This window comes from Kitasatospora sp. NPDC001159, from assembly GCF_053598235.1.
Genome location: NZ_JBSFJV010000011.1, coordinates 41,882 through 63,292, shown reverse-complemented (window position 1 = coordinate 63,292; position 21,411 = coordinate 41,882). Strand labels below are relative to the sequence as shown.

14 protein-coding genes and 1 pseudogene are annotated in these 21,411 nt (G+C 73.6%); 3 read left to right on the top strand and 12 right to left on the bottom strand.

Annotation, left to right across the window (positions count from 1 at the left end):
• Positions 1-57 precede the first annotated feature (57 nt).
• Positions 58-489: an SsgA family sporulation/cell division regulator gene (locus ACWC9T_RS08580; RefSeq protein ID WP_449820293.1), complete on the top strand. Its 432-nt coding sequence runs from the start codon at positions 58-60 to the stop codon at positions 487-489.
• A gap of 102 nt (positions 490-591) precedes the next feature.
• On the opposite strand, the gene ACWC9T_RS08575 is transcribed toward ACWC9T_RS08580, so the two are convergent.
• From ACWC9T_RS08575 to ACWC9T_RS08565, 3 genes are read right to left on the bottom strand one after another with little or no spacing between them, the layout of a single operon-like run.
• Positions 592-3,159 (bottom strand): rhomboid family intramembrane serine protease, encoded by a 2,568-nt coding sequence (locus tag ACWC9T_RS08575; RefSeq protein ID WP_449820292.1) that lies wholly within the window; start codon positions 3,157-3,159, stop codon positions 592-594.
• Positions 3,156-4,481, bottom strand: a complete 1,326-nt coding sequence (locus ACWC9T_RS08570) for an alpha/beta hydrolase (protein ID WP_449820291.1) — start codon at positions 4,479-4,481, stop codon at positions 3,156-3,158. The genes ACWC9T_RS08575 and ACWC9T_RS08570 overlap by 4 nt, the downstream gene beginning before the upstream one ends.
• Positions 4,478-5,122, bottom strand: a complete 645-nt coding sequence (locus tag ACWC9T_RS08565; protein WP_449820290.1) for a class F sortase — start codon at positions 5,120-5,122, stop codon at positions 4,478-4,480. The genes ACWC9T_RS08570 and ACWC9T_RS08565 overlap by 4 nt, the downstream gene beginning before the upstream one ends.
• A gap of 416 nt (positions 5,123-5,538) precedes the next feature.
• Between ACWC9T_RS08565 and ACWC9T_RS08560 the strand changes: the two genes are divergently transcribed.
• Positions 5,539-6,837 (top strand): hypothetical protein, encoded by a 1,299-nt coding sequence (locus ACWC9T_RS08560; RefSeq protein WP_449820289.1) that lies wholly within the window; start codon positions 5,539-5,541, stop codon positions 6,835-6,837.
• A gap of 3 nt (positions 6,838-6,840) precedes the next feature.
• Here the strand turns inward: ACWC9T_RS08560 and ACWC9T_RS08555 are convergent, their stop codons facing one another.
• The 6 genes and pseudogenes from ACWC9T_RS08555 to ACWC9T_RS08530 all read right to left on the bottom strand — a co-directional run bounded on the left by ACWC9T_RS08555 (position 6,841) and on the right by ACWC9T_RS08530 (position 14,777).
• A complete protein-coding gene (locus tag ACWC9T_RS08555; RefSeq protein ID WP_449820288.1) occupies positions 6,841-8,274 on the bottom strand; it encodes an MFS transporter in 1,434 nt (477 codons plus the stop codon).
• 195 nt (positions 8,275-8,469) lie between these two features.
• A complete protein-coding gene (locus ACWC9T_RS08550; RefSeq protein WP_449820287.1) occupies positions 8,470-10,797 on the bottom strand; it encodes a xanthine dehydrogenase family protein molybdopterin-binding subunit in 2,328 nt (775 codons plus the stop codon).
• Between the two features lie 749 nt (positions 10,798-11,546).
• A pseudogene (locus ACWC9T_RS08545) lies at positions 11,547-12,035 on the bottom strand ((2Fe-2S)-binding protein); the annotation flags it as partial.
• 71 nt (positions 12,036-12,106) lie between these two features.
• Positions 12,107-12,973: an FAD binding domain-containing protein gene (locus tag ACWC9T_RS08540; RefSeq protein WP_355671945.1), complete on the bottom strand. Its 867-nt coding sequence runs from the start codon at positions 12,971-12,973 to the stop codon at positions 12,107-12,109.
• A gap of 860 nt (positions 12,974-13,833) precedes the next feature.
• Positions 13,834-14,109: a DUF3039 domain-containing protein gene (locus ACWC9T_RS08535; protein ID WP_153460824.1), complete on the bottom strand. Its 276-nt coding sequence runs from the start codon at positions 14,107-14,109 to the stop codon at positions 13,834-13,836.
• 74 nt (positions 14,110-14,183) lie between these two features.
• Complete coding sequence (locus ACWC9T_RS08530) at positions 14,184-14,777, bottom strand: YqgE/AlgH family protein (RefSeq protein WP_449820352.1); 594 nt, start codon at positions 14,775-14,777, stop codon at positions 14,184-14,186.
• 299 nt (positions 14,778-15,076) lie between these two features.
• Here ACWC9T_RS08530 and murA point away from each other — a divergent pair, with 299 nt between their 5' ends.
• Positions 15,077-16,417, top strand: a complete 1,341-nt coding sequence (gene murA, locus ACWC9T_RS08525) for a UDP-N-acetylglucosamine 1-carboxyvinyltransferase (RefSeq protein ID WP_355671828.1) — start codon at positions 15,077-15,079, stop codon at positions 16,415-16,417.
• 72 nt (positions 16,418-16,489) lie between these two features.
• Here murA and ACWC9T_RS08520 read toward each other — a convergent pair whose 3' ends face one another.
• The 3 genes from ACWC9T_RS08520 to ACWC9T_RS08510 form a co-directional block, all read right to left on the bottom strand.
• On the bottom strand, positions 16,490-16,771 hold the full coding sequence (locus tag ACWC9T_RS08520; protein WP_270146674.1) for an HU family DNA-binding protein: 282 nt from the start codon (positions 16,769-16,771) through the stop codon (positions 16,490-16,492).
• Between the two features lie 502 nt (positions 16,772-17,273).
• On the bottom strand, positions 17,274-18,746 hold the full coding sequence (locus ACWC9T_RS08515; RefSeq protein WP_449820286.1) for a malic enzyme-like NAD(P)-binding protein: 1,473 nt from the start codon (positions 18,744-18,746) through the stop codon (positions 17,274-17,276).
• A 348-nt stretch (positions 18,747-19,094) separates the two neighbouring features.
• Positions 19,095-21,398 carry a HelD family protein gene (locus ACWC9T_RS08510; RefSeq protein ID WP_449820285.1) on the bottom strand — a complete coding sequence of 768 codons (2,304 nt, stop codon included), beginning with the start codon at positions 21,396-21,398 and terminating at the stop codon, positions 19,095-19,097.
• Positions 21,399-21,411: the final 13 nt, after the last annotated feature.

Here is a 21,411-nt window from a genome sequence, read left to right as displayed (position 1 = left end):
CCACCGCTCTCACCGGTGTAAGGCCGCCCCACCCCCGACAGCCGGAGGAACCCCGCCATGCAGCACACCGCCGTCGAAGAGACCGTCCAGGCCCGCCTGATCCTCTCCCCGCAGCGCTCCGCCCGGATGCGCGTGGTGCTGTCCTACCTGCCGGAGGACCCGTTCGCGGTGCGGATGGCCTTCCCCGCCGAGTTCTCGCTGGACGAGGTCACGGACGGCCAGGGCGCCGAGGCCATCGTCTGGGTCTTCGCCCGCCAGCTGCTCTCGGCCGGCCTGGAGCTGGCGGCCGGCGTCGGCGACGTCCACGTCCGGCCCGCGATCGGGCGGCGCACCATGGTGGAGCTGCGGGCCCCGGAGGGCACCGCGCTGCTCCGGTTCGACACCACCGACCTGCGGCGCTTCCTGTGGCGCAGCCGGCTGCTCGTCGCCGAGGGCGAGGAGCACCTGCACCTGGACGCCGACCGCGCGCTCGCCCAGCTGCTCGGCTGACTGCCGGACGGCGTCCGGGAGCGCCTCCGCGCTTCCGGCCGTCAGAACCGGTCACCACAGCGGCCGACACGGCAGGTCCCGGGTCCGGGGCCCGGGAAGGGCCTAGCCCGACAGCTTGCGCATCAGCCGCACGCCCTGCCCCGCCGTCAGGTGCGGCAGGTAGGCCTTGCCGATCGCCCTGGTGATGCCGGGCAGCGCGGCCGGGTCGGGGTAGGCCATGTACATCGGCCGGTACTCCGGCTGGAACTTCGCCTTGAACGCGAGCAGCGAGCGGAAGCCGTACACCGGTTCCAGCACCTTGCCCATCCAGTCCAGCATCCGCTGCAGCCCGGTGGGCTCCTCGTCCTGCCCGGTGCGGGCCAGCGGCGCGCCCGAGAGCGACAGGAAGCGCGCGCCCTCACCCTTGAAGCCGAGCGCGGCCGAGGCGATCAGGAACTCGTTGACGCCGCGGAAGCCGTCCGAGCGCCGCCGCATGAAGTCCAGCGTCCAGCCGACCGGCACGCCGTTCTCGTACACCGGCATCCAGCTGGTCAGCCCGTGCACCGTGCGCTGCTCGTCCACCGCGATCAGCACCCGTACGTCCGGGTCGTCCAGTTCCTCCAGCCCGCCGAGGGTGAAGCCCATCTCGGGCAGGCCCTTCTCGGAGACCCACTCCTCGGAGATCGCCCGGATCTGCTCGCGCAGCGCGATCGGCGCCTCGCGGTACGCCCACCACTCCGCGGTGATGCCCTGCTTGCCGGCCTTGTTGAGGGCGGTGCGGATGTCCTGCCACTTGCGGCCGGTGAAGGCCAGCTCGGGCAGCGGCACCACGGTGTCCTCGGCGACCTGCACCGAGCGCCAGCCCAGCTGGGCGGCGGCGGCCCTGGTCTCGGCGGAGACGCTGTAGAAGCACGGCGTCCAGCCGCGGGCGTCGCAGTACCGGGCGAAGCCGGCCACCGCCCGCGCCCGCGCGTCCGGCGCGCCGAACGGGTCGCCGGTGGTCAGCGCCACGGTGCCCACCAGCCGGTAGGCGACGGCGGCGCGGCCCTGCTCGTCGAACCAGTAGTGGTTGCCGTCCCAGGTGGTGATGAAGGACAGCGTCCCGCCGCCGTGCGCGCTGAGCAGCGCCCGGGCCCGGGCGGCCGCCGCCGCGTCGGCGTGCAGCACCGGACGGCGGAAGACGGACAGCAGCGCGCACAGCGTGACCACCCAGAACGCCAGCCCGCAGTACGTCTCCAGGAACAGCGCCACCGGGCCGACCGCGATCGGGTAGTCCGGCGTCAGGTCGTTGTACGCGGGCGGCAGGAACTGGGCCGGCAGTCCGTGCATCAGCCGGCGGACGGTCGCCCCCGGCTCGAACTGGTGGACCACCAGGCGTCCGAGCCCCACGTAGGCGGCCGAGGAGACCAGCGCGGCCCCGCCGACCACCACGGCCAGCCGGCGCACCGCCCGGCCGGACAGCCGCACCCGGAACCGCTGCCTGGTGGCCAGCAGCAGACCGGTGGTCAGCAGCGGCAGCAGCATCGCCTCGACGAAGTACTGCGCCACGTCCCCGCTGACCGGCCCGGTGTCCAGGTACAGCCAGGCCAGCAGCGCCACCCAGAGCAGCTCGGCGGCGACGGTGATCCGCCAGGCGAACCGCAGCCCCCGGCGCAGCCCCTCGGCGAGCACCAGCAGCAGCGCCGGGAACAGTGCGGCCATCAACCGCCCCGGGGTGTCGAAGATCCGCTCGACGGCGTGTGCCCGGGCGCAGTCGTGGGCCGACATCGCGCAGAAGTCGGCCACCTCCTCCAGGCTGAGCCGGTGCGAGAAGTACAGCTCGGAGAAGGTGTTGAACGGCCCGCTGGCGTTGTCGTACAGCGAGGCGATCAGCGGCCCGAAGGCGGCGGCGACCAGGCAGAGCGCGACCAGCACCCGGGTCTCGGTGTGCGAGGAGCGGGGGGTGCGCAGGTACGGCCGGCCCCGGCCGAGCAGGGCGCCGACGCCCAGTCCGACCAGCGCGGCGGCGCAGCGCTGGACGCTCTGGAGGTGGCCGACGTACAGCGTCATGACCAGCGGGACGAGCAGCACCAGCAGGTGCAGCCGACGGCGCCAGAGCACGGTGAGCTGGTAGCCGAGCACCCCGGCCAGGGCGAACAGGCCGACGCCGGGCCCGACCGAGATCTGGTCGGCCACCGAGCCGGTCCACTGCTCCCCCGCCGAGGAGCCGAACTCGACCAGCCCGGCGCCCAGCAGGGTGCCGGCCACCTGCCCGCCGACCAGCACCGCGAGGGTGCGCCGCCGGCCGAGCAGCCGCTCGGCGGCCGGGCCGACCAGGAGCAGCAGCAGGCTGGTGAAGACGTACGCGCCGATGCCCGAGCACCACAGCATCGAGGTGACCGGCGTCCACCAGCGGCCCTCGGCGAGCGTGGACAGGCCGACGCCGACACGGCCGAGCAGCCGCGCGGACGGCCCGGCGGCCAGGCTCCCGGTGGCCGCGCCGAGCGCCCAGAGCCCGGCGAGCAACGCCAGGGTCAGCGGTGCCGCGCGCAGCCGGTCGCGGAGCACCCGGGCCGCCCGCCGCGCCCGCTGCGGGCGCGGCTCCACCGTCCGGGTGACCGGGCCGAGGTCGGCGCCGCGGTCGGCCGCGTGCCCCGTGCTCGGCCCCGCTCCCCGCTCGCGCTCGACGGGCGCGAGCCCGACCCCGATCACCTGGTCAGTCCGGTCTGTTGGGCCAGCCACGGGATCTGCCGGACGATGCCGGGGCGGAACACGACCCAGCCGTGGCCGCCCGGCATGAGCTCGAACCTGGCCTTCATCCCGGCTTTCTGCACGGCCTGGTAGACCTTCTCCATCTGCGGCCGGAACTCCCCGTCGGTCTCGCCGACCACCAGGGCGACAGTGGTGTCCGGGAACTTCCTGCGGGTCATCACCTGGAGCGGATCGACCGCGTCGAAACTCCCCTCGTCACCGCCGAAGGCGGCCTCGACCGTCTCCTCCCGGGTGCCCAGGGTCGGTTCCTCCTGCCCTGACATGTCGAGGACGGTGCCGTACACGTCCGGCGCGTTGACGCCGAGCTGGAGCGCGCAGGTGCCACCCATCGAGGCGCCACCGATCGCCCAGGCCTTGCGGCCGGTGGCGGTCTGCAGGTTCTGGTGGATCCAGTCAGGGACGTCCACGGCCAGGTAGGTCTGCACCTTGGCGATCTTCGAGTCCAGGCAGAGCGTGTTGGCCCAGGTCGAGCCGAGCTGGTCGGGCATCACCACGATCGGCGCGAGGCCGCCGTGCTCGGCCGCGAACGCGTCCAGCGCCTCGTTGATCTGCCCGGAGAGCACCCAGTCCCCCGGGATCCCTGGCTGACCACTGATCATGACGACCACCGGCAGCAGCGGCCGCGGGGTCGCCTGGTAGGCGGGCGGGAGGTAGACGTACGCTCCGCGGGCCTTGAAGCCCGACCGGGTGCCCGGGATCGGCACCACCGAGACGGTGCCCTTCTCCGGCAGGTTCGCCGGGGCGTGCCAGACCTCGTCGAGCACCTTGTCCGGTGGGGCTGCCACGGTCTGGCCGGCCTTGTCGGCGACCAGCGACTCGGTCCTGGTCAGCCATGGCGCGAGCATCACCCGGCCACTCGGGAACTGGCCGAAGCCGATGTTGACCTGGGAGGCGGCCATCAGCAGCACCAGCAGGCCGAGGCCGAACGTGAGCGCCCGCCGCCGCCAGGGCAGCCGGCGCATCCGGTAGCCCGCCAGGCAGAAGCCCAGCAGGGCGACGGCTATCCACCAGGTGACGTACCGGGGCGTGCCCTCGGGGAAGGGGTGCCACCAGCCGTCCACCAGGACGTCGAGCAGCAGGCTGAGCGCGGCCGCGGTGACCAGCGCGGCCGGCAGACGGAACCGCCACCAGTTCCGGCCGCGGCGGACGGCGAGCACGGCCAGCGCCGCCCAGCCCACGGCGAGCACGGCGTACGGGATCGGGCCGTGGGTGAGCGGCCAGTCGATCGGGTTCCAGCGGGAGGCGAGGGTGAGCGTGGTCATGCGGCTTCGCCCGGAGAAGCGGTGTCGGCCAGGAATCCGTAGGCCACGACGTTGCCCTCGTAGCCGTGTTCCTCGCTGTACGCGCCGCCGCAGGTGATCACCCGCAGCTGCGCGTCGGCGGCCTGGCGATAGACCCGGTCGTCCGGGAAGTCCTTTCGGTCGTGCACTTCGATGGCGTACAGCTGGTAGACGGCGGTGGCTCCGTCCACCCGGGCGATCTCGACCCGGTCGCCCCGACGGAGCGCTCCGAGATGGTAGAAGACGGCCGGCCCGGCCTTGTTGTCGACGTGCCCCGCCAGGATGGCGGTGCCGCGCTGGCCCGGGGCGGCGCCGCCGCGGTACCAGCCCGCGAGGTTGCGGTCCGCCTCGGGCGGGGCCTGCAGGTGGCCGTCGGAGTCCAGGCCGAGTTCGGTGACGGGGGCGTCCAGGCGGACTGCCGGGATGCGGACCCGGGTCGGGGCGGACGGGCCGAGCGGCGGGACGACGGAGACCGGCGCGAGGCCGGACAGCGCCTGCCCGGCCTGCGGGGCGGGCGGCGGCACGGGCGCGCCGCCGCCGTGCAGCAGCCAGGCGCCGAGCACCAGCGCGGCGCCCGCCGCCAGGGTGCCCGGCCAGGGGCTCCTGCTCTGCTGGACGCCCATGGGCGCTCCCCTCTGCCGACCGGAATCCCGCTTCCTGGGAGTTTCCTGGGAAATCATTCAATCGGATCGGACCCTAAGGCACGTCCCCACGATGGTCGTATCCGCACCCGCCGATCGGCAGGGTCGCAGCCCTCATCCGTGCGCCGAGTGATGATTCGGGGGCCGAGAGTGACGGGCCCGGTCCGCGAGCGAGCACGGTGGAACGACCTACCGAACAGCACCGACGCCCCGGCCCTCCGGTTCGGTTGCGTCAATCGGGCGATCGATTACGACCGATCGCTGCGCCTCTGAGACCGTTCCGGCCCGCGTGCCATGCTGACCCGATCACGGGTTCTATCGCTCCTCCGGTCCGACCGGACTTCCGCGCGCCGTACGCCTGCCGAACGCCTGCCGAACGCCTCATGAACGGAGTGACCATGGACGCTCTCTCCCGCCGCACCCTGCTGGCCGCCGGAGCGGCCACCGCCGCAGCCCTGGCAGCCGGCTGCGGCAGCGACCGGCCCGGCGGCGGAGAGCAGCACGCGACGGGCGGAACCGCTCAGGCCGCCCCGGCGGACGGCAGGCAGAGCCCCACCCCGGCCGCGGTCCCGCAGAAGCCGCAGGCCGTACTGATCGGCGACGGCTCCACCTCCGACACCGGCGTCCAGCCGCACCAGCCCGTCCCCGAGAGGCTCCGGCCCGGCCGGCGCCCGCCGCAGTTCGTGGTCTTCTCCTGGGACGGCGCCGGCGAGCTCGACAACGGCCTGTTCGGCCGCTTCCGCCGACTGGCCCAGGAGCACAACGCCTCGATGACCTTCTTCCTCAGCGGCCTCTACCTGCTGCCGGAGTCCAAGAAGGACCAGTACCGCCCGCCGCAGCACGACGCCGGCGCCTCCGAGATCGGCTACCTGAGCGACCAGCACATCCACGACACCCTGGAGAACGTGCACGCCGCCTGGCTGGAGGGCCACGAGATCGGCACCCACTTCAACGGGCACTTCTGCGGCTCCACCGGCGTCGGCAACTGGTCCCCCGAGGAGTGGGACAGCGAGATCCAGCAGGCGATGGACTTCGTGATGAACTGGCGCACCAACACCGGCTTCACCGACCTGCCGGCGCTGCCCTTCGACTACCGCAAGGAGCTGATCGGCAGCCGCACCCCCTGCCTGGAGGGCCAGCGCAACCTGTTGCCCGCCGCGGTCAAACGCGGCTGGCGCTACGACAGCAGCGGCAACGGCACCCAGGTGTGGCCGCAGAAGATCCAGGGCGGCACGCTGTGGGACCTCCCGCTGCAGGCCATCCCCTTCCCCGGGCACACCTTCCAGGTGCTGTCGATGGACTACAACATCATGTACAACCAGTGCGGCCCCAACACCAGGGCCGACCCGGCGCTCCACCCGGGCTTCCAGGCCCAGGCCCGGGACGCCTACCTGATGGGCTTCGACCGCACGTACAACGGCAACCGGGCGCCGTACATCATCGGCAACCACTTCGAGGAGTGGAACGGCGGCATCTACATGAACGCCGTCGAGGACACGCTCAAGACCATCGCGGACAAGCCGGAGGTCCGGCTGGTCTCCTTCCGCCAGCTGGTGGACTGGCTGGACGCCCAGGACCCGGCGGTGCTGCGCAAGCTGCAGAGCCTCGCCCCGGGCCAGTCCCCGGCCGGCGGCTGGGAGAACTTCCTCGGCACCCCGGCCGCGGCGCCGCCGGCCACCTCCCCCGCCGCGGGCTGACCGTCAGGCGCGGCTGCGGACCCGGCCGGAGAGCAGCGCCCCCACCAGCGCCACCCCGGCCATCACCAGCAGGATCACCGCGAAGGCACCGGGCGAGCCGGCGGCGCCCGCGTGGGCGGCGGCGAGCGAGCCGCCGCCCAGCGCCGCGAACAGCACCCCCGCCAGGCCCGTCAGCAGCACGTTGCCCAGCGCGTCGCTCATCTGCAGGGCGGCCGAGTTGGCCCCGGCGTCCTCCGGCGCGGAGAGCTTCATCATCAGCACGCTGACGCTCGCGACCGTCAGCCCCATCCCGATGCCGCCGACGCCCCAAGCCACCGAGGCCACCCAGGCCGGCACCGCCGGGACCAGCACCAGCGCGGCCCCCGCGATCGCCACCGAGGTCAGCACGAAGCCGCCCCGGATCATCGCCTCGCGGTAGCGCTCGGCCCCCGGCCGCCCCTGCAGCCAGGAGCCCAGGGCCCAGGTGAGCCCGCCGCTGGTCAGGGTCAGTCCGGACAGCGTCGGCGAGAGGTCGCGCTGAGTGGTCATCATCAGCGGGACGAAGGCCTCGGCCCCGAGGAACGCCCCGGCGGCCAGTCCGCGCAGCAGGATCACGGTCGGCAGTCCGCGCCCGGCCCGCAGGGTCCGCTCGGGCAGCAGTCCCAGGACGGCCGGCACCAGCAGCGCCGCCCCGGCGATCCCGGGGAACAGCCCGACCAGGTCGCGCCGCTGCCCCGCGTACTGCAGCAGGCCGGCGCCGACCGCGGCCATCGCGGCCAGCAGGGTGCGGCGGCGGTCGAAGTCCGCGCCCTTGAGCACCGGGCGCTCCCGTTCGGAGCGGGCCAGCGCCGGGCCCATCACGGCCAGCGGCAGCAGGATCAGCACCGGCACCGCCAGGAACACCCAGCGCCAGCCGAGGTGCTGGGTGACGGCCCCGGAGACCAGCGGCCCGATGATCGAGGGCAGCACCCAGGCCGAGGAGAAGGCCGCGAACACCGCCGGTCGCAGCCGCTCCGGGTAGGCCCGGCCGACCACCACGTACAGCGCGACGATCACCAGCCCGCCGCCCAGGCCCTGGATCGCCCGGCCGACCACGAACACCCACATGCCGGGCGCCGTCCCGGCCACCACCAGGCCGACGCCGAACACCGAGATGCCGGTGAACAGCGGCTGCAGCGGCCCGCGCCGGTCGCACCACTGGCCGGAGACGACCAGCGCGAACAGCGTGGTGGTGAAGTAGCCGGAGAAGGCGAAGGCGTACAGCCCGAGGCCGTCCAGCTGGCGGGCCGCAGTCGGCATCGCGGTGTTGACGGCGGTCGCCTCGAAGGCGATCACCAGGACCACCGACACGATCCCCAGCGTCAGCGCGCGGTAGCGGCCGCCGAGGACCCCGCCGTCGGGGTCGGTTCCGTCGGGTATGGAGGTGGAGTCGACCGAGGTGGGGGAGGCAGTGGTCATACATGCCATCGTAAGAGCCGTCCGCGTCGGTGACCCCTGACCCGAGTCGGTGATCGCCTGGGTCCGTGGACGTAGGACCGGGGCTCAGTGCAGCACCTTGAGCCCCACCGCGCCGGAGACGATCAGCAGCAGGCAGCCGATCCGGGCCATGGTCGCCGGGTCCTTCCTGCTTCTCCGCTCCGCGCCCGGCCGCGCTCAGGCCGTGACCGCGTCCTCCGCGCGGATCGGCAGCCGGCCGACCGGCAGGCCGGTGGCGGCCCGGACGGCGGCGGCGACGGCCGCCGGGGCGACCACCGCGGGGACGGCGCTGACCGCCTTGGCACCGAAGGTGGCGACCACGTCCCGCTCCTCCAGCAGCGCGGCGATCCGCACCTCCGGGGTGTCCAGCGAGGTGGGCAGCCGGTAGCCGGTGAGCGAGGGATTGCGCAGCACCCCGCCCTCCGTGCGCAGGTCCTCCATCAGCGCCAGGCCCACGCCCTGGGCCACGCCCGCCTCGATCCGGTCCTCGATCTGCCGCGGGTTCAGCGCCCGGCCGACGTCCTGGGCGACGGTCATCTCGACCACCCGGACGGTCCCCAGCTCGATGTCCACGTCCACCACCGCGCGCATCGCGCAGAAGGAGATGGAGACGAAGGCGTCGCCCTGCCCGGACTCGTCCAGCGGCTCGGTCGGGTGCGGGCGGCACTGCGCGGTCGCCCAGAGCTCCTTGCCCTCCAGCGCCTCGGCGACCGGCATGCCGAGCACCCCGTCGTAGGAGGTGATCTTGCCGTCGGCGATCTGCAGCAGCTCCACCGACATCCCGAAGTTGGCCGCGATCGGCTGCAGCAGCTGGTGGCGGACCATCAGCGCGGCCCGCTCGACCGCGCCGCCGGAGACCCAGGTGTGCCGGCCCCGGGCGGAGGGCCCGGCGATCGACTGGTCGCTGTCGGCGGGCGCGATGTAGACCTCGCTGACGCCCAGCACGGTCTGCACGATCTGCCGGGCCAGCGTGGCGAAGCCCTGTCCGGCGTCGACGGCCGCGCAGATCACCGTGGCGTGGTCACCGCTGACCCGCACGGTGGCGGTGGAGACCTCGTCCTCGCCTTCGGCGCCGAGCATGTGCACCATGCCGACGGCGTAGCCGATGCCGCGGCGCACCGCCACCGGGTCCCCGGCACCGCCGGGCCCGCCGGGCAGCAGCCACTCGGCGTCCGGGTCGTCCACCGGCAGGGCTGGCAGCGGCTCGGCCGCCACCGCGTCCAGCAGCGCCTTCACCGGCGCCGGGCAGGTGACGGCCTGTCCGGTGGGCATCGGGTCGCCGGTGGACATCGCGTTGCGGCGGCGGATCTCCACCGGGTCCACGCCCACCCGGGCGGCCAGCTGGTCCAGCTGGGACTCGTACGCGAAGCAGGCCTGCAGCGCGCCCTCGCCGCGCATCCGCCCGGCCGGCGGGTTGTTGGTGCGCACCGCCCAGGCGTCCACGAACACGTTCGGGCAGACGTACGGGCCGACCGAGAAGGCCGTCGCGGCGGCCAGCGCCTCGGCGGAGACGTCCGCGTAGGCGCCGCCGTCCAGCAGGATCTGCGCCTCGACCTTCACCAGGTTGCCCTCGGCATCGGCGTGGTGGCGGTAGCGCAGGAGCGCGGGGTGGCGCGAGGCGTGGGTGTGGAAGGACTCCTCGCGGGTCAGCGTCATCTTCACCGGGCGGCCGGTGCGCAGCGCCAGCAGCGCCAGGGTGACCTGGAAGCCGAGGTCCTCGCGGTCGGTGGTGGCGCCGGGCACGCCGGTGACCACCAGCCGGACCCGGTCGGGCTCCAGGCCCAGGCAGGCGGCGGTGCGGTCGCGGTCGCCGTGCGGGTCGGTGGAGGACAGGTGCAGCTCGACGCCGCCGTCCGGGCGCGGTACGGCCAGCCCGGCCTCGGCACCGAGCGGGGCCGGGTCCTGCCGACCGACCTGGTAGAGGCCCTCGACGATGATCTCGCCGGCCGCGTCCGGGTCCCCGGTGCGCAGCGGCAGGTGGCGGAACAGGTTGCCGTCCGGGTGCAGCGGCGGCGCGGTGAAGGACTGCTCGGGGTCGATCACGGCCTCCAGCGGCTCGTAGTCGACCGTGATCAGGCCGACCGCCAGCCGGGCGGTGTCCGGGTGGTCGGCGGCGACCGCGGCGACCGGCTCGCCGTGGTGGCGCACCACGCCGGCGGCCAGCACCGGCCGGTCGGCGACGATCGGGCCGGCCGGGGCACCGTCCGGGGTGCCCGCCGGACCGGGCGGCAGGTCCTCGGCGGTGACCACGGCGTGCACGCCGGGCAGGGCGAGCGCGGCCGAGGTGTCGATGCCGCGGATCCGGGCGTGCGGGTGCGGCGAACGCAGCACCGCGCCCCAGAGCAGCCCCTCGGCCCACAGGTCGGCCGCGTAGGGGTAGATGCCGAGCGCTTTGGGCAGCGCGTCGCTGCGCAGCGGGGAGCTGCCCAGGCCGAACGGCTCCGGCGCGCCGCCCTCGCCGCCGTCCTGCTGGATTGCTGCGCCGATGTCGGTAGGCGACGTCATGATGCGTGGTCGTCCTCGGGGAGGCGGATGCCGTGGGCGGGGGTGGCGGTGTACGGGACGCCGGCCGGGGCACCGCCCTCGGCCGGGGCACCGTGCGGGTCGGCGTACGGGGTGCCGTGCGGGGGCGTGCCGTCGTAGACGGCGGCGGGTAGCGGGGTGCCGTGCGCGGGGGTGGGCTCGTAGACCGGGGCGTCGTAGCCGGTGTCGTAGCCGTGCTGCGGCTGGTGGCCGTCCGGATAGCCGGCCGGCACGTAGGTGCCGTGCGCGGGGGTGGCCTGGTAGGGCTGCCCGGGGTAGCCCTGCTCGGGGTAGCCCTGCTCGGGGTAGCCCTGCTCGGGGTAGCCCTGCGGCGGGTAGTAGACCTGGTCGTCGGTGGCCTGGGCGGGGATGCCGGGGTGCATCGCGGTCAGCGCGGAGGTGTCGTACACGCCGGTGTCGTAGCCGCCGTCGCCGTACCCGGGGGCGGGCACGGCCTGGCCGGGCGCCGGCTCAGGGGTCGGCTGCGGGGTGTGCTCGATCCAGGCCTCGGCGTCGGTGCAGACCTGCGGCTCGACGGTCGGCTCCGGCTCCGGGGCCGGCTGCGGGGTGAGCTCGATCCAGGCCTCGGCGTCGGTGTAGACCGGCGGCTCGACGGTCGGCTCCGGCTCGACGGCGGCGGGCTGCCCGACCGACGCCTCGGCCGGCACCTCGACCGGGGTCTCCACGGCGGGCTGCTCGGCGACGGCCTCCTCGGCGGCGGCCGCGGCCTCCTCCGCCTCCCCGGCCTCCAGCGCGCGGGCGTCCGCGACGGTCTGGACGGCGGCCAGCACGCCGCGGTAGCCGGTGCAGCGGCAGAGGTTGCCGCACAGCGCCTGCCGGGCCTCGACCTCGGTGGGCCGGTGGTTGCGCTGGAGCAGGTCGTGCACGGCCATCGCCATGCCGGGGGTGCAGTAGCCGCACTGGACGGCGCCGGAGGCGGCCAGCGCCTGCTGGACGTCGCTCGCGCCACCGCCGGCCGACAGGCCCTCGACGGTGTTGATCTCGCTGTCGGCGGCCAGTGCGGCGGGCACCAGGCAGCCGGCCACCAGCTGGCCGTCCACCTGCACCGAGCAGGCGCCGCACTCGCCCTGCTCGCAGCCGTCCTTGGCGCCGGCCAGGCCGAGCCGCTCGCGCAGCACGTAGAGCAGGCTCTCGCCGATCCAGGCGTCGGTGACGGGTCGTTCGAAACCGTTGACCCGCAGCGTGTAGGAGGCGCACGGGCGCAGCTCGCGGGTGACCTGCGGGGCGAGGCCGAGCGGGTCGGCGTCGAGGGTCTCGATGGGGTCTGTGGTCACTTCAGCGCCCTTCCCAGTGCCCGTCGGGCCAGCACCGATACGGTACGCCGCAGCCGAACGGCGGCCGCGGTCGGCCCCTCGGTCACGGCCTCCCAGGCGCCCTCGGCACCGTAGTTGTCAGGGACGCAGGCGGCGGCCACGTACTCGCCGAAGGCGGCGGTGGCGGCCGGGTCGATCTCCCGGCTGCCGTCCCAGTCGATGCAGCCGGCCACCCAGGCCTCGGCCTCCAGCGGGCGCAGCGGCACCGGGGCGACGGCTCCGACGGCGCAGCGCACGGCGCGCCGGGCCGGGTCGAGGACGAGCGCGACGGAGGCGGTGGCGCGGGCCGGGCCGCTGCGGCCGGTGGCCTTGAGGAAGACCTGCGGCGCGTGCAGCAGCGGGACCCGCACCCAGGTGAGCAGTTCGCCCGGGCGCACCGGGTCGAGGCCGGTGAGCAGGTGGCTGACCGGCACCTCGCGGCTGGCGCCGGCCCGGGCCAGGGTGACGCTGGCCTCCAGCGCGGCGAGCACCGGGAGGGTGTCGCCGGCCGGGGCGGCGGTGACGATGTTGCCGCCGAGGGTGCCGACGTTGCGGACCTGCGGCGGGCCGGCGGTGCGGGCGGCGTCGGCGAGCGCGGGGATGAGCGCGGCGAAGTCGGGGCGGTCCATCCGGGCGTGGGTGAGTCCGGCGCCCAGGACGGCGGTGCCGCCGTCCTCGTAGCGCCAGCCGCGCAGTTCGGTGATCCGGCCGAGGCCGACCAGGGCGGCGGGGCGCAGCCGTCCGGCGTTGACGGCCTCCATGAGGTCGGTGGCCCCGGCCACCGGTACCGCGGCCGGGGCGGCGGCCAGCGCGTCGACGGCCTCGTCGAGCGAGGCCGGCAGCATGATCGTCCGGTTCACCTGGGTCCCACCGTGCTCCACTTGCTCATCGATCGCCTGCCGCCCGCGGCCGTGGCCGTGCTGTCCGCGTCAGCAGCCCGGCCTGGCCCGTAGGGTACGGGCGATCGGGCCGGGTTGGGCAACTCTGGCACACAATGCTCGATGATCATTTCGGGACCGGTGAACGGAACTGCCCGTTTGGGACGGATACCGGGCGGTATCTGCCCCGACCCGGGCCGGGCCTGGGCAGATGTTCATCTGATATTGACGTCAGATGAACACCCATAAGTTCCCGCACCCCCACTCCACGACGGGGCGGCGATCACCGCACCGGCGGCGTGGTGGTGATGGCCAGGCCGCCCTCCAGGATCTCGTCGGGGGGGCGTCCGCGATGTCCGCGCCGGGCAGCACCCAGCCCTCGCGGCGCGGCGGGGAGCGCCGGCAGGCGTCCGGGCCGAGCAGCTGCCGCAGGGTCCGGGCGGCCCACAGCGCACCGGCCGGGCCGCCCGCGGCGAGCACGGGCGTGGCCGGGGCGCACCGCGATCCGGTACGCCTCGGCGGCCAGCCGGTCGTCCCGGAGCAGCTCGATCCCGCACCGGCTGGCCCGGGCCGAACGGCAGCCCGGTGGTGGCGGACGGCGCGCCGCGCAGCCAGCGCCCGGCGTCGGCCGGCCCGGGCGGGGCGGTCAGCGTGGTCGCGGCATCGAGCGGGTAGTCCTCGTCCGGGCGGCGGAGGCACTCGAAGGTGCGGGAATGAGGCCCGTTCCGACATCCTGCCCACGCCCGGAACGATTGGCGTAGACCACTACGGGAACGCGGTGCCGTGCAGAACGGCGCTGCGTTCGCCGGAACCGCGGCGGCCGGGGACTACTTGTCGCCGTCGCCGCCCTGCGGCTTGCCGATGCCGTCGTAGATCTCCTTGCACATCGGGCAGACCGGGTACTTCTTCGGGTCGCGCCCGGGCACCCACACCTTGCCGCAGAGTGCGACCACCGGGGACCCGGAGAGCGCGCTCTCCATGATCTTGTCCTTCTGGACGTAGTGCGCGAAGCGCTCGTGGTCGCCGTCCCCGTTGGACACCTGCGGGACGGGCTCGACCAGGGTGCCGGTGCCGAGGCCGCGCTCGGGCTCAAGAGTGCTCATAGGTGACAAGTCTATGGGCGCCTCCGGAAACCGGGCCAGTGTCGCGCGGACGGGCCCGCACATCCGTACGGAGTTCAGTTCAGCATCGGGTCGTCCGGGTAGGTCGCCAGCAGCGCCAGCGGCCCGCGCTGGCGGCGCAGGACCGAGCGCCACAGCCGCTCCGGCTCGGGGCTGGAGATGTCGCCGGGCTCGCAGTCCACCAGGTGCCAGGCGCCGCTCTCCAGCTCGGCCTCCAGCTGGCCCGGCGACCAGCCGGCGTACCCGGCGAAGATCCGCAGGCTCCCCAGTTCGCCGGCCAGCACCTCGGGCGGCGCCTCCAGGTCCACCAGCCCGATCGCGCCGTGCACCCGCCGCCAGCCCAGCGGCTCGCCGGTGCCCGGCTCCCCCGGCGCGACGGCCAGGCCCAGCGCCGAGTCCAGCGCCACCGGCCCGCCCTGGAACACCACCGCCGGCTGCCCGACGAGTCTGCCCCAGCCGTCCAGCACACTGCCCACCTCGACCGGCGTCGGCCGGTTGAGGACCACACCGAGCGCCCCCTCGGCGTCGTGGTCGAGGAGGAGCACCACCGCCCGCGCGAAGTTCGGATCGGTGAGCAGGGGCGTCGCGACGAGCAGACGGCCGGTGTGGGACCGGCCTCCGTGCGAATGGGCCGCCGTCATGCCACACATGATCCCGCAGAACGGCACCGGTCGGGCACCACAACACCCGAAACCCCGCCGCGCCGAACGAACACCCGTACGGCCGCATCGGCGGGCGGGAGGGACCGGGGAGAGAGCACCATCACGGGAGAGGCTCACGGGAACCATCGGAACGCCTACTACCATCTACGGATGGTGGACGCCCCTCTACGGTGCCGACTCGGATTCTCCGGGGGCCCGAACGCGCCCGTACGCCCGTACCACCGGTCCACCAGCGGCTCCGAACCGGAGCCCGTCCCACTCCTCTGGCACCCCGGATTGCGAGAACGATGACCGACGACGTCCTGCTGGTCCACGGCGGAAACCCGCTCGAAGGCGAGATCCGCGTCCGCGGTGCGAAGAACCTGGTCCCCAAGGCCATGGTCGCCGCCCTCCTCGGCCAGGGCCCCAGCAGACTGCGCAACGTCCCGGACATCCGCGACGTCAAGGTGGTCCGCGGCCTGCTGCAGCTGCACGGCGTGACCGTGCGCACCGGTGACGAGGACGGCGAGCTGATCCTCGACCCCTCGCACGTCGAGAGCGCCAATGTCGCTGACATCGACGCGCACGCCGGCTCCTCGCGGATCCCGATCCTGTTCTGCGGCCCGCTGCTGCACCGCCTCGGCCACGCCTTCATCCCGGGCCTGGGCGGCTGCGACATCGGCGGCCGCCCGGTCGACTTCCACTTCGAGGTGCTGCGCCAGTTCGGCGCCACGATCGAGAAGCACCCGCAGGGCACCTACCTGGTCGCCCCGCAGCGGCTGCGCGGCACCAAGATCGAGCTGCCCTACCCCTCGGTCGGCGCGACCGAGCAGGTGCTGCTCACCGCCGTCCTCGCCGAGGGCGTCACCGAGCTGCGCAACGCGGCCATCGAGCCGGAGATCGTCGACCTGATCTGCGTGCTGCAGAAGATGGGCGCGATCATCACCCTGGGCACCGACCGCACCATCCTGATCACCGGTGTGGACGAGCTGGGCGGCTACACCCACCGCGCCCTGCCGGACCGCCTGGAGGCCGCTTCCTGGGCCTGCGCGGCGCTCGCCACCAAGGGCGACATCTACGTCCGCGGCGCGCGCCAGCTGGAGATGATGACCTTCCTCAACACCTTCCGGAAGGTCGGCGGCGCCTTCGAGGTGGACGACGAGGGCATCCGCTTCTGGCACCCGGGCGGCGAGCTCAAGGCGATCGCCCTGGAGACCGACGTGCACCCGGGCTTCCAGACCGACTGGCAGCAGCCGCTGGTGGTCGCGCTGACCCAGGCCACCGGGCTCTCCATCGTGCACGAGACGGTGTACGAGTCGCGCCTGGGCTTCACCGGCGCGCTCAACCAGATGGGCGCGCACATCCAGCTGTACCGCGAGTGCCTGGGCGCCACCCCGTGCCGCTTCGGCGCGCGCAACTTCCTGCACTCCGCGGTCGTCTCCGGCCCGTCCAAGCTGATCGGCGCCGAGCTGGTCATCCCGGACCTGCGCGGCGGCTTCTCGTACCTGATCGCGGCGCTGGCGGCCGAGGGCACCTCGACCGTGCACGGCATCGATCTGATCAACCGCGGCTACGAGAACTTCATGGAGAAGCTGCGCGACCTGGGCGCCCACGTGGAGCTGCCCAGCGAGCAGCTGGTCGACGCCTGACAACCGGGTCATACGGCGAGAGGCCGGGCTCCCCAGCGGGGAGCCCGGCCTCTCGGGCGTTCAAGGGGTGGTTCAGATGCCCTTGGCGGCTTCCTTCAGCTTGGAGCCGGCGCTCACCTTGGCGCTGTAGCCGGCCGCGATCTGGATCGGCTCACCGGTCTGCGGGTTGCGGGCGGTGCGGGCAGCGCGGTGGGTGCGCTCGAAGGTCAGGAAACCGGGGATGGTGACCTTCTCGTCGCCCTTGGCGACGACCTCGCCGACGATCTCGGCGAAGGCGGCCAGAACGGCGTCGGCGTCCTTGCGGGTCACCTCGGCGCGCTCGGACAGCGCGGCCACCAGCTCACTGCGGTTCATGTGTACTCCTGTGGTCTGTTCGCTTGCGGTGTGCGGGGGCCCATCGGTGCTCCCACCGGGGGGCACCCGGATGGGCCGCAGGTCCGCACACTGTGCTCATGCAGGCAATGCGTGGTCGCAGGCCGGGTTCGTACCCGATGCCGCGCCGGAGCCGTCGAAGGCCCGCCCGCCTGGGAACGAATCCTGCCCCGACCGGCCCCGAGAAAGCCAATCGGGCCCCGGCCGGGCCACCCGAACAACGCCCGCTCACTGGAGGTGTGACGCTCCGTCGGCTCCGGCGGACCGGGCGCGGGCGGCGGTCGGGACGACTCGCCGGAAGACCAGGGGGACGTTCCGTACTTGTCGGACACGCCTGCCCCGTGCAGGGCTACCGTACGCCCTAGGACTGACAAGCCCAAACACGCCCCTCGCCCTTGTGTCGCAAGGGTTCGGGCGCGCTTGGGCGGGTATGGCCGCTAATCGGACATTTGACCGATCGACGACACGTCGTCAGGCCGGACCGTCAGAGCTTGACGGTGGGAAAGGCGGAGGTGTCGAGGGTGCCGACGATGCCGGGGGTCGGGCGGGCCGGGGCCGGGGCCTCCTGGGCGCCGGCCAGGGCCGCCTCGCGCACCGCGGCGGCGACGGTCTTGGCGACGTCCTTGTGGAAGACGCTCGGGATGATGTAGTTGGCGTTCAGCTCGTCGTCGGCCACGGTGGTGGCCAGCGCCCGGGCGGCGGCGATCATCATCTCGGTGTTGACCGTACGGCTCTGGGCGTCCAGCAGGCCGCGGAAGACGCCCGGGAAGACCAGCACGTTGTTGATCTGGTTCGGGAAGTCGCTGCGGCCGGTGGCGACCACGGCGGCGGACTGCCGGGCGACGTTCGGATCGACCTCCGGGTCCGGGTTGGCCAGCGCGAAGACGATCGCGTCCTCGGCCATGGTGGCCAGGTCGTCGCCGTCCAGCACGTTCGGGGCCGAGACGCCGATGAAAACGTCGGCGTCCGCCACGGCCTCCTTGAGGCTGCCGGTGCGGGCCGAGCGGTTGGTGTGCTCGGCGATCCAGCGCAGGCTGTCGTTGAGGTCCTCACGGCCCTGGTGGACCACACCGTGCACGTCCGCCACGGTGGCGTGCTCGACACCGGCCGCCAGCAGCAGCTTGAGGATCGCGGTACCGGCGGCGCCGGCGCCCGACATCACCACGCGGATGTCGCCGATCTCCTTGCCGACCACCTTCAGCGCGTTGGTGAGGGCGGCCAGCACCACGATCGCGGTGCCGTGCTGGTCGTCGTGGAAGACCGGGATGTCCAGGGCCTCGCGCAGCCGGGCCTCGATCTCGAAGCAGCGCGGCGCGGAGATGTCCTCCAGGTTGATGCCGGCGAAGCCCGGGGCGATCGCCTTGACGATGGCCACGATCTCGTCGGTGTCCTGGGTGTCCAGGCAGATCGGCCAGGCGTCGATCCCGGCGAAGCGCTTGAACAGGGCCGCCTTGCCCTCCATGACGGGCAGCGCGGCCGCCGGGCCGATGTTGCCCAGGCCCAGCACCGCCGAGCCGTCGGTGACCACCGCGACGCTGTTGCGCTTGATGGTGAGGCGGCGGGCGTCCTCGGGGTTCTCGGCGATCGCCATGCAGACCCGGGCGACACCCGGGGTGTAGATCATGGACAGGTCGTCACGGTTGCGGATCGGCAGCTTCGAGGACATCTCGATCTTGCCGCCGAGGTGCATCAGGAAGGTGCGGTCCGAGACCTTGCCGATCGCCACGCCGTCGATCGCCCGCAGCTTCTCGACGATCTCCTCGCCGTGTGCGACCGAGGAGGCCGCCACGGTCACGTCGATCCGCAGCGCCTCCAGGCCGGACGCGGTGACGTCGAGACCGGTCACCGATCCACCGGAGGACTCCACGGCCGTGGTGATCGCGCTGACCGCGTTGCCGCGGGCCGGGACCTCCAGTCGCACCGTGATCGAGTTGGAGACACTGGGCACCGTCGCCATCGACGCTTCCTTCTTCCGTCTGTCCCGCAGGCTCAACATTTTGTTGAAGGCATCGCCTGCGCATGCTAGACCTCGATCGTCGCACCTACCAAGGGGTAGCCAGAAATAACGTTCATTGAGTGTGCGGATCCGACAACCCCGACCCGCTGCCGAGGTCTTTCCCCGTCCACTCCTTGCCTCTCCGGGCCGATGCGTTACATTGGACGGGACACCGGCTCGATCCAAGCCCCCGGGCCCAACCTTCGTCCCTTCGAGGGACCACTTGCCGCGAGGCGAGCATGGCGGGTCGGTGTCGTAAACGTCTGAAGGCCCCTCACCGTCGGTGAGGGGCCTTCGTGTTGGTCCGGGTCAGCCGTGCAGCAGCGCGGGCACGCCGGCCGCGTCCGGCAGGTCGTCCGGGCCGGACAGCACGGTCAGCCGCTGGGTCGCCCGGGTCAGCGCCACGTACAGCACCCGCAGACCGGCCTCCGACTCGCCGGCGATGCCGGTCGGGTCGGCGACCACCGTCGCGTCGTACTCCAGGCCCTTGGCCTCCAGGCTGCCCAGCGCCACCACGCGCTCGCCCAGGCCCTCGGCCCAGCCGGCCGCCTCCGCCCGGCGGTCCATCGGCACCACGATCGCGACGGTGCCGTCCACCTCACCCAGCAGCCGCTCCAGCTCGGCCCTGGCGGCCTTGCCGAAGGCCTCCGGCGAGGGGTCGGTGACGGCCGCGAAGCGCGGCTCCACGCCGACCCGGCGCACCGCGCTCGGCGAGGGCGTGCCCGGCACGGCCAGCGCCAGCACCTTGGCCGCGACCTCGGCGATCTCGGCCGGGTTCCGGTAGTTGACGGTCAGCGTGAAGCGGCGGCGCGGCTTGCCGGAGAGCACCTCGTCCAGCGCGGCCTGGGCCTCCTGCGGGAACGGCCAGGAGGACTGCGCCGGGTCGCCGACGATCGTCCAGGTGGCCATCCGGGCCCGGCGGCCGATCAACCGCCACTGCATCGGGGTGAGGTCCTGCGCCTCGTCCACGATGACGTGCGCGTACTCCTTGCGCTCGACCGGCTGGCGGTCGCGCTGGCGGGCGCTGCGGTCGGCGAACGTGGTGACCTCCTCCAGGCCGCTCAGCAGGTCCACCGCGTCCACCTCGCGCACCTTCGGCCGGGCCGGCTCGCCGAGCAGCACCTGCAGCTCGTCCACCAGCGCGACGTCGTGCGCGGACAGCGCGCCCTCGCCCTCCGGGGACAGGTGGCGCCAGGAGGCGGCCAGCAGCCTCGCCTCGTCCGGGGTGACGGCGCGGCGGGCGATCCGGTTGGTGTGCCGGCTCTGCTTGAGCGTGCCGAGCACCCGGCGCGGGGTCAGGGTCGGCCACCAGGCGTCCAGGAAGTCCAGGAACGGCGCCTCGTCCGAGACGTACTCGTCGAAGGACTCCTTCTCCTCCTGCCGCTGCTCACGGGCGTAGTGGTCGGTGGGCTTGGGCAGGTGCTTGACGGCCTCCTGCCACAGGGCGTCCAGCAGCAGCCGGCGGGCGCGCGGGCGCAGCAGGTTCAACGGGGTGCCGCCGGAGCCCACGACGTTGCCGCGGACGGCCTTCAGCCGGCCCGCGTCCAGCTTCAGCACCTCGCCTCGGGCGACCACCTTGAGCTCCTGCGGGGCGCCCAGCTCCAGCGCCGCCCGGGCGGCCCGGCGCAGCAGCTGCGCCATCCGGGCCGAGCCCTTGACCCGGGCCGCCTCCGGGGTGTCGTAGGTGCCGGCCTCGATGCCGTCGACCAGCGAGCCGACCGCGCGGATGGCGACCTGGCCCTCCTCGCCGAGCGAGGGCAGCACGCCCTCGGTGTAGGAGACCAGCAGCGGGGTCGGCGAGACGACCAGGATGCCCCCGGCGTAGCGGCGGCGGTCCTGGTAGAGCAGGTAGGCGGCGCGGTGCAGGGCGACCGCGGTCTTGCCGGTGCCGGGGCCGCCGGTGACGAGGGTGGCACCGGCCGCGGCGGCGCGGATCACCTCGTCCTGCTCCTTCTGGATCGAGGAGACGATGTCGCGCATCGAGTGGCTGCGGGCGCGCCCGAGCGAGGCCATCAGCGCGCCGTCGCCGACCACGGCGAGCTCCCGGCCGTCCAGGGTCGGGGTGAGGTCGGGGCGCAGCAGGTCGTCCTCGACGCCGATCACCTTGCGGCCCTTGGAGCGGATCACCCGGCGGCGGACCACCCGACCCGGATCGACCGGGGTGGCGCGGTAGAACGGCGCGGCGGCGGGGGCCCGCCAGTCGATCACCAGCGGGCCGTACTCGGCGTCCAGAACGCCCAGGCGGCCGATGTGGAGGGTTTCGGCGACGGCTGGGTCGGCCGGGTCCAGCGGGGTGTTGGACGGGATGCCGTGCTCCTCCGGGGCGTCCGCCTGTTGGAGGTCGATCCGGCCGAAGAGGAAGTCCTCGAACTCGTTGTTGAGTCGCTGGAGGTGGGCGCCGGCCCGGTAGACCTGGGCGTCGCGCTCGGCGAGCGCGCCGGGGGTGCCGACGTGAACCCGCTTGGCGGCGTCCTCCAGGATGTACTCGGCCTCGGCGAGCTTCTCCTCCAGCCGGTGGTAGACGGTGTCGAGGTGCTGCTGTTCACCGGCGATCTCGCGCTCGCGGACGGTCTCGTGGTCGGCGGTGGGGGTGGTGTCCGTGTTGCTCTGCATGGCCTCGGGGGTT